Below are 13,139 nucleotides of genomic sequence, written 5' to 3'. Positions count from 1 at the left end.
CCATGCCGGCCGACGCCAACGCCTATGGCGACATCTTCGGCGGCTGGCTGATGAGCCTGATGGATTCGGCCTGCGGGCTCGTCGCCGCGCGGCGGACCAAGGGCAGGGCGGTGACCGTGGCGATGGATGGGATGCAGTTCCACCACCCGGTCACCGTGGGGGACGAAGTCTCGGTCTATTGCGAGATCCAGTCGATCGGCCGCACGAGCATGAAGATCGCGGTCGAAGCCTGGCGCCGCCACCGGCACGAGGACGACGCGGTCAAGGTGACCGAGGCGATTTTCACCTTCGTCGCGGTCGACGCCGACAAGCGCCCGCGGGTGATCGAGCGCTGAGGCGATGATGAAACTTGCTCTTGTCGCCTCGCTTGCTCTTGCACTCACCGCCGCGTCCGCGCCGGCGCAGGATGCGCAGACCGCGGCCAGCCACTACTACCCGAGCGAAGCCAAGACGCCCGGCGCGGCGCATCCGTGGCTGCTCATGCTGCCAGGCGGCGGCGGGATCGATGTGTTTGGCGACGGGCACTTCTATTTCGACGTTGCCAGGGAGTGGAACGAGGCCGGCTACGACGTCCTGGTGCTCCACTACCAGGCCGCCGCACCGCTGATCCCCGGGGCGGGGCAGGCTCCTCCCCCGAAGATGGAGCAGGCGGTCGCCATCGACGCGCTGGCCACTGCGAAGGCCAAGGGCTGGCTCGACCTGCAATGCCCGGGCTTCGTGATGGGCTTCTCGTTCGGCGGCAACGGCACGATGCAACTTGCTGCCGAACCGCCGGCCAACCTGATCGGCGCGATCGGGTTCTACCCGGCGCTTCCCGGTTCGGGGGAAGGGTTCGCCGCCAAGGTGCCGGTGCTGGTGCTGCAGGGCGACGAGGACCAGCTGGTCTCGCCAGCCAGGCTCGATGCCTTCGTCAAGGCTTCGGCGGACCCGGCCAAGTTTACCGTCATGCACTATCCCGGCGCGCACCACGGGTTCGACATCCCCTCGCTTGCAAAGCCGGTGATCTACAACGGCGGCAGGTTCGAATTCCAGCCCGAGGCCGAGCTCGCTTCGCACCTTGCGGTGACCGCGTTCAGGGACGAGCGCCTGGTGGCGGCCAATGCGCCGGCGGAGTGCCGCAGCCGATGACAGGACAGGCAGGCAAACTGCTTTCCTACACGGCGCGAAACGTCCATCTCCCGCCCATGTCTCGTGTCCGCCCGGATTCCCGCCGCTTCGCCGCGCTCGTCGCAGCGCTCGCAGCGGGACGAATTTTTTCTCCCCTGGACCGTGTAACACCCGGTCCATGTCTCACGCGTAGCGACAGGTTGAAGGTAAATGGCTGAACAATACGACGTCATCGTTCTTGGCTCCGGGCCCGGCGGCTACGTCGCAGCGATTCGCTGCGCGCAGCTCGGACTCAAGACCGCGATCGTCGAGCGCGAGCTGCTCGGCGGTATCTGCCTCAACTGGGGCTGCATCCCGACCAAGGCGCTGCTGCGCTCGGCCGAGATATTCCACTACATGCAGCACGCTGGCGATTACGGCCTGAAGGCCAAGGAGATCGAGGCCGACCTCGAGGCGGTCGTGAAGCGCAGCCGCGGCGTCGCCAAGCAGCTCAACGCCGGTGTCACTCACCTGATGAAGAAGAACAAGATCGCGGTGCACATGGGCACGGGCACGCTGACCGGCCCGAACAGCCTGACCGTGAAAGGCGAGAAGGGCGAAGAGAAGATCACCGCCAAGCACGTGATCGTCGCCACCGGCGCCCGCGCTCGCGACCTGCCGTTCGCTCCTGCCGACGGCAAACGCGTCTGGACCTACCGCCACGCAATGACCCCGCCCGAAATGCCGACCAAGCTTCTGGTCATCGGCTCGGGCGCGATCGGCATCGAGTTCGCCAGCTTCTACAACGACATGGGCGCCGAGGTGACCGTGGTCGAAATGCTCGACCGCGTCGTGCCGGTCGAGGACAAGGACGTCTCCGCCTTCCTCGAGAAATCGCTGACTAAGCAGGGCATGACGATTCTGACCGGTGCCGGGGTCGAGGAACTCAAGGTTTCCGACAAGAGCGTCAGCGCGAAGATCAAGGGCAAGGACGGCAAGGTTCAGACCGCCGAATTCAGCCATTGTATCGTGGCCGTCGGCATCGTCCCGAACACCGAGAATGTGGGACTGGAAAACCTGGTCGAGATGGACCGCGGGTTCATCCGGATCGATCCCTACGGCCGCACGAAGTCGAAGGGCCTGTGGGCGATCGGCGACTGCGTCCCTGGGCCGTGGCTGGCGCACAAGGCGAGCCACGAAGGCGTCACCGCCGCCGAAGCGATCGCGAAGGAACTGGGTAACAAGGACGTCCACCCGCACCCGCTCGACCGCAACAACATCCCGGGCTGCACCTACTGCCATCCGCAGATCGCCAGCGTCGGCCTGACCGAGGCGAAGGCGAAGGAGGCCGGCTACGAAGTAAAGGTCGGCATGTTCCCGTTCATCGGCAACGGCAAGGCGATCGCGCTGGGCGAGGCCGAGGGCTTCACCAAGACGGTGTTCGACTCGAAGACGGGCGAGTTGCTCGGCGCGCACATGGTCGGAGCCGAGGTTACCGAGATGATCCAGGGCTATGTCGTCGGAAAGACGCTCGAGACCACCGAGGCGGAGCTGATGAATTCGATTTTCCCGCACCCGACAATTTCCGAATCGATGCACGAATCGGTGCTCGCCGCATACGGCCGCGCGCTGCATATCTGAGCGCGGTAAACCGTTCGTCGCATTTGCCTTTCTCGCCCCGGAACCGCCCCGCCGTTGCGGCATTTCGGGAATGAGGAGAGCAGCGATGGAATATGAGACCCACGAAGACGTCCTGCTGTTCGACCTCTCGAGCAGCAATCCCAGCCTAGATCATCGCCGGCGCCACGCCGCGCAAGGGCCGGCCCCGCGGTGGGGAGGGTTCAAACCGCAGAAGGGCGAGCGGATTCCCGAGGAAGACGACCAGCTGGCCTGACAGAGGGTTGGCGGATGGGGTGGGATTCGAACCCACGGTGAGCGTGAACCCACGCCGGTTTTCAAGACCGGTGCCTTAAACCACTCGGCCACCCATCCGTCCGTGCCGCGGCTATCGCCGAAATGCGGACTTGTCACCCGTGACTCTGGTTCTACGATCAATTAGACAAAATCAATCGGGCTGTCGCACGCCGACCCGCGCGGCAGGGAGAGAGGATCGACGACATGAACCTGAAGGGTGTCAGGACAGGGATCGCGGCGGCCTGCGCCGTGGTTTCGCTCGGCGCGGCCTCGTCGGCCGCAGCGCAAGGCCAGTGCTCGCGCGACACGCTCGACGACATCGCCGCCAAGTATGTCGAGGGACAAAAACAGGGTTCGATTTTTACCCTGCCGGTCGGCGAATGGGTCGACTACCGCGAAAACGGCCAGCTCGTCTCCACTGCGACCGGCGTTATCTCGCAGCCGTCCGACTTCGATTGGCATCTCGCCCTGGTCGACACCGGCACCTGTCACGTGCTGGTGCACGGCGTGATTCTCAAGCCCGTGCCCTATGTCGTGACCACGCAGCTGGCCTGGACTTTCAACGGCCTCGGCCAGATCCGCTCGACCGTCGTGCGCGAAGGCGATGCGAACTTCGACGCGAAGAAGACCTATGCGTATGCGAGCAAGGAGGACTGGAGCGAAATCCCGGCCGGCAAGCGGGACACGCGCCAAGCGCTTCTGGCGCTGGCCAACGCCTATCTCGATCGCGCTGGCGGCGGCGCTGCCGACGTAGCGCTCGCACCGTCGTGCGACAGGATCGACAATGGCGCCTACAGCACGAATTGCGAACCTGCGCCGGGCGCGGCCTTCGTCGACCGCGAGTTCACCGTCGACGAAGCCAAGGGCGCGGTCGCCGTGGTGTCCAACCGAGGCGAGGCCGAGGGTCCTCAGGATTCACGAATTTTCCGGATCGAGGACGGCAAGATCCGCCACGTTCATGCAGTCACCCCCTCGCAATAAAGCGTCGGCGGTGGGCAAACAGATGAAGACTCTGCTGAGGAGAGCGAAGTGAAGGTTTCGAAATTGGCCGCCGTCGTGGTCGCGACGGCAACGATGGCGACGGCGAGTCCCGCCGCGGCGCAGTTCTTCGGGGGAACGTGCACGCGGGCCGAACTGCAGGAGATGGCCGACAAGTACGTCAAGGCTCAGACCGAGGGCCTGCCGTTGTACATCCCGATGGGCAACTGGGTGACCTATCACGAGAACGGCGAGCTCTCGACGATGTCGCAGGGCACGCTCTCGACCGCGATGCCGGTCAATTTCCACCGCGCGCTGCTCGATACGGACCAGTGCAAGGTATTCCTCGAACTGGTCAGCTACGAGGGCGAGAAACCTTACGTAATCGCCGTGCAGTTCGGCGCTCGCGGAGGCAATGCCGGCAATTTCGAGGTCATCTCCACGACCACGGGCGACTGGTTGTTCGACGCCAAGTACACCTACGAATACGCCCGCCGCGAGGAGTGGTCGGAAATCCCGGAGGACAAGCGCAACACCCCGGCCGAGCTCAAGGCCGCGGCCGATGCCTATCTCGACCTGTTCAAGGACAAATCCGTGCAGGTGCCATGGGGCACGCCGTGCAACCGGCTCGAAGGTTCGGTCTACACCACCGCCGAGACCTGCAACGTCGGTGTGCCCGACAACATCGACATGACGGATCGGGAGTACGTCATCGACCCGGTGATCGGCGCGGTCGACGTGTTCCTCAAGATGGGCCCGAACAAACGGCCGGACAGCCACCTGTTCCGCATCGAGAACGGCAAGATTCGCTACGTCCACACCGTCACCAACTGCCTCGGTGACGACAATTGCGGCTTCGATTCTTTCGCCGAGATGCTCAAGAAGAACCCGAAGATGCACCCGGATTTCAAGGACTAGGCGCAACGGGGCCGCGGTTCGGCGCATTTCAGAGCGGAGGGGATTCACAGCTCGGGCGAGGCGTGCGAGGGTGGCGCGCATGAAGCTTCCCGTTCGTCTCGCTCCGCTCCTGGCCCTGCTCGCAGTCGGCGGCGTCGCCGATGCCCAGGACCTGCCGTTCGATTCCTATCTCCAGCTCGTTGCCGCCAAGGCGCGGGCCGAAGGCGCAAGCGAGTCCGCGATTCGGATGGTGCTCGATGGGCTTGAGCCGAACCAGAGAGTAATCTCGCTCGATCGCGGCAACCTCTCGTCGGGCGGCAGCGTGAGCGGGTTCCCCCCGCTTGCTCCCTATATCGCGAGCCATAACACTCGCGCGCGGATCGAGCAGGGGCAGCGCATGTACGCGCAACTTGGGCCGATCGCGCGGCGGGTCGAAAGCGAGTACGGCGTGCCCGCACCGATCCTGCTGGCAATTTGGGGCCACGAGACGAGCTACGGCGCGGTCAAAGGCGGGTTCGACCTGCCCGGCGCTTTGGCGACTTTGGCGTGGGAAGGGCGCCGCCGCGATCTGTTCGAAGCCGAACTGATCGACACCATCAAGATGGTCGACCGCGGCGTCCCGCGCAGCCGTCTCGTCGGCAGCTGGGCCGGCGCTTTCGGCAACCCGCAATTCCTGCCGAGCGTCTACCTGCGGCTTGCTCAGGACGGCGACGGGGACGGCCAGGCGGACATCTGGAACAACGAGGCCGATACGCTGGCGTCGATCGCCAACTACTTCCGCGACGCCGGCTGGCGCAAAGGCCAGCCCTGGGGCGTGCGCGCCTATGCCCCTAACAGCGTCGAGCGCGGTGCCATCGAGAGCAATCTCGTCTCGCCGGTTTGCCCGCGGGTTCACATCCGCCACAGTAAGTGGATGAGCGTCAGAGAATGGCGCGAAAGAGGGGTAATTCCGCAGGCCGCCATCGCCGACGACGTGATCGCATCGCTGTTCGAACCCGATGGACCCGCGGCGCCCGCTTACCTCTTAACGCAGAATTATAGGGTTATCCTCGAATATAACTGTTCGAATTACTACGCGATGAGTGTGGGATTGCTTGCAGATGAGATTGCCCGTTGATCATTTCCCCCGCCATGCCCTGTGCATCGGTCTGGTTTCCCTCGCCTCGGCCGCGCTGAGCGGCTGCGCCGGAGGCGCTGAGAGCGACGTCGCTTCGGCGCCCGGCGGAGCAGCCTATCAATCCGCAAGCATCGGTCCGGCGGCCGACTACCCCGTGGTCGTGGGCGATCCCTACCGCATCGGCGCGACGCTCTTCACGCCCAGCGACACGCTCAATTACGACGAAGTCGGCTATGCCGCCGCCGAGGAGGCCGCAGGCGTTTCGGGCGCGCATCACACGCTTCCGGTGCCGAGCTATGTCGAGGTTACCTCGCTCGATAGCGGCAAGACCGTCTTGGTCCGGATAGAGCGGCGCGGTCCGATGGACAGCGATGCCCTGGTCGCGCTCTCGCCTGCCGCCTTTGCGCAGCTTGGCATTGCCCCTGGCGCGCCGGTCCGCGTGCGCCGGGTCAATCCGCCGGAGGACGAGCGCGCCATGCTGCGCGCCAAGCGGAACGTTCCGCCGCGCATGGATACGCCCGAAGCTTTGCTCGCGGTGCTCAAACGCAGGCTGCCGCAGAGCGGATCGGCGCAACTTACGCGCAGTGAGCCCCCCAAACCGCTTGCCAGCGTACCAGTCGCACCGAGCGTAGCGGGCCGGCCTCCTGCGCCATCGGCGCCGCTTGCGGCTCAAGCCACCGCCAGCCCGCCGCGCACAGTGACCGCCCCGGCACTTCCGCCGCTCGAGCGGGCTCAGGCTCCCCAGGGAGCGAGCCGGTCGTCACAGGCTTCGGCTTTGCCCCCGAAGACCGCGGTACCGCGCCAGCCCCCCGCAGCGCGGCCTCAACCGGCCAGCGACGGTGTCTACGTCGTGCAGGCGGCCGCACTCAGCTCCTTCGCCAATGCCCAGCGGGTGGCCAAGGCGATTGGTGGGCAGGTTACGCAGAGCGGTTCGCTCTACCGCATCCGCACGGGCCCGTTCTCAACCCGGGGACAGGCCGAGGCGAGCCTCGCAAAGGTTCGGGCCGCGGGTTATAGCGGGGCACGAATCTTCACCAACGGCTGACGCGCCGGGCTCCATCGCCCGGCGGTGGGAGCGAGATTGAAACACTTTATTGCGACGATTCTGGGCACTGCGCTGCTGGCGACGACAGCCTATTCCGCGCCGCCCGAGACCCTGGAGTCTGGCAGGCAGGCCGAGGGCGAGAGCCCGGTCGATCCGGAAATCCCCGTTGCCCTGCTCGTCGATCAGTCGGCCGGCCAAACGCTGTTTTCGCGCGAACCCGATCGGCGCTTTGTTCCGGCATCGGTCACCAAGATCATGACCGTCTACACCGCTTTCGACCTGATCGACCGCGGCAAGCTGTCGCTCGACCGCAAGGTCGTTATCGACAAGGATCTCGCCGACGAGTGGGGCGGGGAGGGCTCGACGCTTTTCTTGGAAACGGGAGACGAGCTGACCATCGGCCAGCTTCTGCTCGGAGTAACGACAGTCTCCGCCAACGACGGAGCCGTGGCCGTCGGACGCGCTGCGGCGGGGAGCGACAGCGGCTGGCTCGCCTTGATGAACGAGAACGCCCGTAAACTCGGCATGCGCAACAGTCACTTCGGGAGCCCGAACGGCTATCCCGATGAGGGGCGAACCTGGACCAGCGCCCGCGACCTCGCCATCCTGGCGGAAGCGCTGACGACCCGGTTTCCCAAGCTCTACAAGCGCTTCATCGGGCACAAGCAGTTGCGCTTCCACGAGATTACCCAGAACAACCACGATCCGATCACCGGCGTGGTGCCCGGCGCCGATGGCATAAAGACCGGCTATACCCGGCAGGCAGGTTACAACTTCGTCGGCTCCGCCGTGCGCGGCGGACGTCGCCTGACCCTCGTACTCGCCGGCGCTCCGACCGCCCCGATCCGCAATCGTGCCGCTCGCCGGCTGATGGAATGGGGTTTCGACAACTTCACCAGCGAACGGCTGCTCCCTGCGGGTGCAGCGATTGGCGAGGTTGAGGTGCAGGATGGCTCGGTGCTGGCCGTGCCGGTCCGCACGGAAGCAGAAGTCTTCGCCAATCTGCCGCGCTCACCGGGGTCGCGCGCGGGTTTTTCCTTACGCTACACAGGCCCGGTCGAGGCGCCGATAAAGCAGGGCGAGCGGATTGCCACGCTGCGCGTTACGGTTCCGGGTCAGGAGCCACACGACGTTCCGCTCGTCGCCGCGGAAGCTGTGGATCCGGCCAACGCCTGGCAACGTCTACGCAACGGTGTTGCGGGCCTGTTCTGATGGCGCGCGGGCGGTTCATTGCGTTCGAAGGCGGCGAAGGCGCCGGCAAGTCGACACAGGCGAAACTGCTCGCCGAGCACCTGCGCGGGCAGGGTTTCGAGGTCGTCGTAACGCGCGAACCGGGTGGAACCCCCGGGGGGGAGGCTATCCGAGGTCTCGTGCTCGATCCTTCCGGCGACGGGTGGGAGGCGGAGGCGGAAGCGCTGCTTTTCGCAGCGGCCCGATCCGACCATGTGGCGCGGCTGATCCGCCCGGCACTGGACCGCGGCGCGTGGGTAGTGAGCGACCGCTTCCTCGATTCGAGCCGTGCCTATCAGGGCGGTGGCGGAGGTCTTGACGACGAGGCGATCATGGAATTGCACCGGTTCGGCTCGAACGGTCTGCTGCCCGACCTGACGATCCTGATCGACGTACCCGAGGGTGACATAGCCGAGCGGCTGGCGCGCCGCGACGGCGGCGAAAGCGATCGCATCGGCGGCCGCGATGGGGCCTTCCATCGCCGGGTGCGCGACGCATTCGCGCGGTTTGCAAACCTTGAACCTAATCGCTTTGCGACAATAGACGGTTCAGGTGAGATCGGCGCCACCCAGGCAGCCATCGTTAAGGCAATCCAACCGCTTCTGGCCGGCAGCTGATGGAATACGTCGGGCACGACGAGCCTTGGCGCACCTGGCGTGCAGCACTCGCCGGGGAGAGAATGCACCACGCCTGGCTGCTGTCCGGCCGCCGGGGTGTAGGGAAGGGCCCCTTCGCCCTCGCCGCCGCGCGTGAACTGGTCGGCGGCCCAGTAACCGGCGATCATCCCGACATCATCGTCCTGACGCATTTGCCGAAGGATGAGAAGGAAGCGGCAAAGCGCGACGAGGGAAAGCCCTTCGAGAGCAAGCGCAACATCACCATCGACCAGGTACGCGCGATGCAACGGCGGCTCACGACCCGGCCCACCCTCGGCGAGCGCAGAGCGGTGATCATCGACCCGTCCGACGACATGGAGCCCAACGCCTCGAACGCGCTGCTCAAAAGCCTCGAGGAGCCGCCTGCGGGCACCTTCTTCCTGCTCATCGCGCATCGTATCGGACGGTTGCTGCCGACCATCCGCTCGCGGTGCCGGATTCTTCGGTTCCCGCTCGTCGAAGCATCGGAGATCGACAGAATCCTACAACGCGAAGTGCCACAGGCAGATCAGAAAACCCGCATGGCGGCCATTGCCGCCGCCGCCGGTTCCCCGGGTGCAGCGCTCGATTTCGTCAAACTGGGTCTCGGCGACCTTCACCAGCTCATGGAGCGGCTCGTTCGCGAGGGCGACGAGGATTTCACGATCCGCGGCCGATTGGCGGAAGCCATCGGTGCACGTCCCGACCGGCAGCAACAAATGGCCGCCATCGAACTCGCCAGGGCGGTGGTCGCCGATGCCATGAATGCAACCGAGGTTCCTGCCCTTCCTGCGCTGGCGGAAGCGCACACCGAACTATGCGTCCTTTCGGCGCAGGCGCCGACCTACAATTTCGACCCCGGTCTCCTAGTGATGGAAATCGGCAGCTTGCTCGCCGCCCTCGGCACCCGTAGGGAGCCGGCCCATGGCTGAGCCCTATTACATCACCACGGCGATCCATTATCCGAACGGCAAGCCGCACATCGGTCATGCCTACGAAACAATAGCGGCCGATGTCGCTGCGCGCTTCCAGCGGATGCGCGGACGCAAGGTGCGGTTCCAGACGGGAACCGACGAGCACGGCCTGAAGATGGCGCAGAAGGCGCGCGACCTCGGCATTACGCCGCGTGCACTGGCCGACGAGATGTCGAGCCACTTTCGCGTTCTGTTCGACCGGCTGAATATTTCCTACGACCGTTTTTTCCGCACCACCGAGGACGAGCACCACCGCGCGAGCCAAGCGATCTGGCTAGCGATGGAGAAGAGCGGCGACCTTTATCTCGACCGCTACGAGGGCTGGTACTCGGTCCGCGACGAGGCTTACTACGACGAGAGCGAGCTGACCGAGGGGGAAGGGGACGAGAAGCTTTCGCCGCAGGGCACTCCCGTCGAATGGACGGTGGAGGAAAGCTGGTTCTTCCGGCTTTCGAAATACCAGGAGCCGCTGTTGCGGTTCTATCGCGACAACCCTGAATTCGTGCGCCCGGCGACGCGCTTCAACGAAGTGCGCAGCTTTGTCGAGCGGGGACTGCGCGACCTCTCGGTAAGCCGCACCAGTTTCGACTGGGGTGTGCGCGTTCCCGGCACCGAAGACCACGTCATGTACGTCTGGGTCGATGCCTTGACGAATTACCTGACCGGGCTCGGCTATCCCGACGAGACGGAAGACTTCGCGACCTTCTGGCCCGCCGATGTCCACCTCATTGGCAAGGACATCGTGCGTTTTCACGCAGTTTACTGGCCGGCGTTCCTGATGAGCGCCGGCCTGCCTTTGCCGAAAGCGATATTCGGCCATGGTTTCCTGCTCAACCGCGGCCAGAAGGAATCCAAGTCGCTCGGCAATGTGACCGATCCGCACGAGCTTGCCGATCGCTTCGGGGTCGACCAGTTGCGCTATTTCCTGCTGCGCGAGTTCACCTTCGGGCAGGATGGAAGTTATTCGGTCGAAGCAATTGTAAACAGGTCGAATTCGGAACTGGCGAACAGTTTCGGCAATCTCGCGCAGCGGACGCTATCGCTGATCTTCAAGAACTGCGACGGGGTCGTTCCGCCGATCTCTGGCCACACCGACGCGGACACCGCGTTGTTCGGGCACGTCGACCGGGTGATCTTTCAGGAGATGCCGGCAAATTACGATACGCTCGCCTTCGCTCAGGCGCTCGAGGCCTGGATCGGCGCAGTCTACGCCTGCAACGCCTACATCGACGAGCAAGCTCCGTGGGCGCTGCGCAAGACCGATTTCGAGCGGATGCAGACGGTCTTGGCGACGCTGTACATCGTGATTGCGCAGCTCGCAGTGGCGGTGCAGCCGGTCATGCCCGAAACTTCGGCAAAGCTGCTCGACGCAATGGGCCTTGCCTCCGAGTTGCGCGATTTTGAAGGCATCCGTTCGCACTGGTATCCGCAGCTGGCCGAGAGCGACTTCCGTCTCGTAAAGCCCAAAGGTCTGTTTCCGCGGATCGAAATGCCTGCAGAGGCGGACGCGTGATGCTCATCGACAGTCATTGCCACCTCGAATACGAAGGCCTAGCCGAGGACCAGCAGGGTGTCCTCGATCGGGCCCGGGCGGCGGGGATTGGCGGCTTCCTCAACATTTCCACCAGGCAGAGCGAATGGAACCGGGTCGTCGGCACGGCTGAGCGCGAGAGCGACGTGTGGGCTACGGTTGGAATCCATCCGCATGAAGCCGACCAGCATGCAGATCTGGGCGCCGGGGCCTTGGGCGAAGCTGCGAGCAACCCGCGCGTGGTTGGCCTCGGCGAGACCGGGCTCGACTACTACTACGACAAGTCGGACCGGGCCGTGCAGCAGGCGCTGTTCCGCACGCACATCGCCGTCGGGCGCGAAACAGGCTTGCCGCTGATCATTCACACTCGCGATGCCGAGGACGATACCTACCAGATTCTGCGCGAGGAACTGGGGAAGGGGGCTTTCCCGGCGGTTATCCATTGCTTCACTGGATCGGCGCCGTTCGGCCGCCAGATGCTCGACCTCGGCCTGACGATCTCGCTGTCGGGTATCGTAACTTTCAAGAATGCCCGCGAACTGCAGGATTTCGCGAAAGAAATCCCGTCGGACAGCCTCCTGGTCGAAACGGATAGCCCGTTCCTGGCGCCCGTGCCCTACCGCGGAAAGAGGTGCGAGCCGGCCTATGTGCGCAGCACCGCCGAATTCGTCGCCGAGTTACGCGGCGAAACGGTTGAAACGATTGCCGAGACGACGACGAACAACTTCCACCGATTGTTCAAGAAGACTCGATCGTGAAGCTTCTCATGCTTGGTTCCGGCACCTCGACTGGGGTGCCGCGGATCGGCAATGACTGGGGCCTGTGCGATCCAAACGAAGCCAAGAATCGCCGAACCCGGGTGTCGATCATCGTCGAAAGCGCCGCGAGCCAGCGCATTCTGGTCGATACCTCGCCGGACCTGCGCCAGCAGCTCCTGAGCGCCGGCATACTCTCGGTCGATGCCGTGATGTGGACGCACGATCACGCGGACCACTGCCACGGGATCGACGACTTGCGACCGATGCGGTTCGGGCGCGATGCGGCGCTGCCTGGTTACGCCTCGACCGAAACCGTCCGGCGCTTGCGCCAGCGCTTCAGCTATGTCTTCGCCGGCCAGTACGGCTATCCCTCGATCGTCCAGCTCGAGACGCTCGATCGCGTCAAGATTGTCGCAGGCTTTGGAGTCGCCAGCTGCGAGATGCCGCACGGCAATATGAACACCACGGGTTTCCGGTTCGAAACCGATGGCAAGTCTATTGGCTATACGACGGATTTCTGCGAAATTACTGATGAGATGGTCGAGCTCTTTTCGGACGTGGACATCCTGGTTACGGACTGTCTGCGGCGCGAAAACCATCCGACCCACGCAAGTCTCGATGTGGCTCTGGATTTTTCCGCTCGAACCGACGCCAGGTTGACCGTGCTGACGCATCTCGACAAGAGCATGGACTACGCAACCTTGTCGGCTGAGACGCCCGACGATGTGATTGTGGGATACGACGGCCTTGAGATCGATCTCGGATGACACCTGACGTCCTGTCGATCATCGTGCTCGTCGGCTGGCTGATCCTGGCGGTGGCCGGCTTCAGATCCTATCGCGTTTCCGGGCGCAAGGTCCTGCTTTATGTGCTTATCTGGGCATCGATTTTCGTTGTCGTCGCGATAGTTTTTCGGACCATGGGGGCCTGAAGGGTGCCGCCATCCTCTTTTGTAATTAACATAATATATATTA

General features: G+C 64.3%; 15 protein-coding genes and 1 tRNA gene. 15 read left to right on the top strand and 1 reads right to left on the bottom strand.

What is annotated here, in order from left to right; genetic code table 11:
- Positions 1 to 2: 2 nt before the first annotated feature.
- The 4 genes from Q7I88_RS11340 (at position 3) to Q7I88_RS11325 (ending at position 2,980) form a co-directional block, all read left to right on the top strand.
- Positions 3 to 335 carry an acyl-CoA thioesterase gene (locus Q7I88_RS11340; RefSeq protein WP_305098600.1) on the top strand — a complete coding sequence of 111 codons (333 nt, stop codon included), beginning with the start codon at positions 3 to 5 and terminating at the stop codon, positions 333 to 335.
- A gap of 4 nt (positions 336 to 339) precedes the next feature.
- Positions 340 to 1,128 (top strand): dienelactone hydrolase family protein, encoded by a 789-nt coding sequence (locus Q7I88_RS11335; RefSeq protein WP_305096024.1) that lies wholly within the window; start codon positions 340 to 342, stop codon positions 1,126 to 1,128.
- Positions 1,129 to 1,317: 189 nt separating this feature from the next.
- A complete protein-coding gene (gene lpdA, locus Q7I88_RS11330; RefSeq protein ID WP_305096023.1) occupies positions 1,318 to 2,727 on the top strand; it encodes a dihydrolipoyl dehydrogenase in 1,410 nt (469 codons plus the stop codon).
- Positions 2,728 to 2,812: 85 nt separating this feature from the next.
- The gene (locus Q7I88_RS11325) at positions 2,813 to 2,980 is read left to right on the top strand and encodes a hypothetical protein (protein ID WP_305096022.1); all 168 of its coding nucleotides are present in this window, start codon (positions 2,813 to 2,815) and stop codon (positions 2,978 to 2,980) included.
- 8 nt (positions 2,981 to 2,988) lie between these two features.
- Here the strand turns inward: Q7I88_RS11325 and Q7I88_RS11320 are convergent.
- Positions 2,989 to 3,078 (bottom strand) — tRNA-Ser (locus Q7I88_RS11320).
- Positions 3,079 to 3,204: 126 nt separating this feature from the next.
- On the opposite strand from Q7I88_RS11320, the gene Q7I88_RS11315 reads away from it, so the two are divergent.
- From Q7I88_RS11315 to Q7I88_RS11265, 11 genes are all read left to right on the top strand, one after another.
- Complete coding sequence (locus Q7I88_RS11315; protein ID WP_305096021.1) at positions 3,205 to 3,981, top strand: DUF8021 domain-containing protein; 777 nt, start codon at positions 3,205 to 3,207, stop codon at positions 3,979 to 3,981.
- A 48-nt stretch (positions 3,982 to 4,029) separates the two neighbouring features.
- Positions 4,030 to 4,896, top strand: a complete 867-nt coding sequence (locus tag Q7I88_RS11310) for a DUF8021 domain-containing protein (RefSeq protein ID WP_305096020.1) — start codon at positions 4,030 to 4,032, stop codon at positions 4,894 to 4,896.
- Positions 4,897 to 4,975: 79 nt separating this feature from the next.
- Positions 4,976 to 5,992, top strand: coding sequence for a lytic murein transglycosylase (locus Q7I88_RS11305; RefSeq protein ID WP_305096019.1), 1,017 nt, complete (start codon positions 4,976 to 4,978; stop codon positions 5,990 to 5,992).
- On the top strand, positions 5,976 to 7,037 hold the full coding sequence (locus Q7I88_RS11300; protein ID WP_305096018.1) for an SPOR domain-containing protein: 1,062 nt from the start codon (positions 5,976 to 5,978) through the stop codon (positions 7,035 to 7,037). Before Q7I88_RS11305 ends, Q7I88_RS11300 begins: the two co-directional genes overlap by 17 nt.
- A gap of 36 nt (positions 7,038 to 7,073) precedes the next feature.
- Complete coding sequence (locus Q7I88_RS11295; protein WP_305096017.1) at positions 7,074 to 8,249, top strand: D-alanyl-D-alanine carboxypeptidase family protein; 1,176 nt, start codon at positions 7,074 to 7,076, stop codon at positions 8,247 to 8,249.
- Positions 8,249 to 8,884: a dTMP kinase gene (gene tmk, locus Q7I88_RS11290; RefSeq protein ID WP_305096016.1), complete on the top strand. Its 636-nt coding sequence runs from the start codon at positions 8,249 to 8,251 to the stop codon at positions 8,882 to 8,884. The genes Q7I88_RS11295 and tmk overlap by 1 nt, the downstream gene beginning before the upstream one ends.
- Complete coding sequence (locus Q7I88_RS11285) at positions 8,884 to 9,834, top strand: DNA polymerase III delta subunit-related protein (protein WP_305096015.1); 951 nt, start codon at positions 8,884 to 8,886, stop codon at positions 9,832 to 9,834. The genes tmk and Q7I88_RS11285 overlap by 1 nt, the downstream gene beginning before the upstream one ends.
- A complete protein-coding gene (gene metG, locus Q7I88_RS11280) occupies positions 9,827 to 11,389 on the top strand; it encodes a methionine--tRNA ligase (protein WP_305096014.1) in 1,563 nt (520 codons plus the stop codon). The genes Q7I88_RS11285 and metG overlap by 8 nt, the downstream gene beginning before the upstream one ends.
- Positions 11,389 to 12,165: a TatD family hydrolase gene (locus Q7I88_RS11275; RefSeq protein ID WP_305096013.1), complete on the top strand. Its 777-nt coding sequence runs from the start codon at positions 11,389 to 11,391 to the stop codon at positions 12,163 to 12,165. The genes metG and Q7I88_RS11275 overlap by 1 nt, the downstream gene beginning before the upstream one ends.
- Positions 12,162 to 12,932 carry an MBL fold metallo-hydrolase gene (locus Q7I88_RS11270; protein ID WP_305096012.1) on the top strand — a complete coding sequence of 257 codons (771 nt, stop codon included), beginning with the start codon at positions 12,162 to 12,164 and terminating at the stop codon, positions 12,930 to 12,932. Before Q7I88_RS11275 ends, Q7I88_RS11270 begins: the two co-directional genes overlap by 4 nt.
- Positions 12,929 to 13,096 (top strand): hypothetical protein, encoded by a 168-nt coding sequence (locus tag Q7I88_RS11265; protein WP_305096011.1) that lies wholly within the window; start codon positions 12,929 to 12,931, stop codon positions 13,094 to 13,096. Before Q7I88_RS11270 ends, Q7I88_RS11265 begins: the two co-directional genes overlap by 4 nt.
- Positions 13,097 to 13,139 lie beyond the last annotated feature (43 nt).

Origin of the sequence: Croceibacterium aestuarii, assembly GCF_030657335.1 — a bacterium.
GTDB classification, from domain to species: domain Bacteria; phylum Pseudomonadota; class Alphaproteobacteria; order Sphingomonadales; family Sphingomonadaceae; genus Croceibacterium_B; species Croceibacterium_B aestuarii.
The sequence above is the reverse complement of the archived record's forward strand: the minus strand, read 5'-3'. Positions and strand labels throughout refer to the sequence as shown.

What these genes read in the sequence shown, in the direction of transcription:
- Q7I88_RS11340 (WP_305098600.1), top strand. Translation starts at nt 3, where the DNA reads ATGCCGGCCGACGCCAACGCCTATGGCGACATCTTCGGCGGCTGGCTG.
- Q7I88_RS11335 (WP_305096024.1), top strand. Translation starts at nt 340, where the DNA reads ATGATGAAACTTGCTCTTGTCGCCTCGCTTGCTCTTGCACTCACCGCC.
- lpdA (WP_305096023.1), top strand. Translation starts at nt 1,318, where the DNA reads ATGGCTGAACAATACGACGTCATCGTTCTTGGCTCCGGGCCCGGCGGC.
- Q7I88_RS11325 (WP_305096022.1), top strand. Translation starts at nt 2,813, where the DNA reads ATGGAATATGAGACCCACGAAGACGTCCTGCTGTTCGACCTCTCGAGC.
- Q7I88_RS11315 (WP_305096021.1), top strand. Translation starts at nt 3,205, where the DNA reads ATGAACCTGAAGGGTGTCAGGACAGGGATCGCGGCGGCCTGCGCCGTG.
- Q7I88_RS11305 (WP_305096019.1), top strand. Translation starts at nt 4,976, where the DNA reads ATGAAGCTTCCCGTTCGTCTCGCTCCGCTCCTGGCCCTGCTCGCAGTC.
- Q7I88_RS11300 (WP_305096018.1), top strand. Translation starts at nt 5,976, where the DNA reads ATGAGATTGCCCGTTGATCATTTCCCCCGCCATGCCCTGTGCATCGGT.
- tmk (WP_305096016.1), top strand. Translation starts at nt 8,249, where the DNA reads ATGGCGCGCGGGCGGTTCATTGCGTTCGAAGGCGGCGAAGGCGCCGGC.
- Q7I88_RS11285 (WP_305096015.1), top strand. Translation starts at nt 8,884, where the DNA reads ATGGAATACGTCGGGCACGACGAGCCTTGGCGCACCTGGCGTGCAGCA.
- metG (WP_305096014.1), top strand. Translation starts at nt 9,827, where the DNA reads ATGGCTGAGCCCTATTACATCACCACGGCGATCCATTATCCGAACGGC.
- Q7I88_RS11275 (WP_305096013.1), top strand. Translation starts at nt 11,389, where the DNA reads ATGCTCATCGACAGTCATTGCCACCTCGAATACGAAGGCCTAGCCGAG.
- Q7I88_RS11265 (WP_305096011.1), top strand. Translation starts at nt 12,929, where the DNA reads ATGACACCTGACGTCCTGTCGATCATCGTGCTCGTCGGCTGGCTGATC.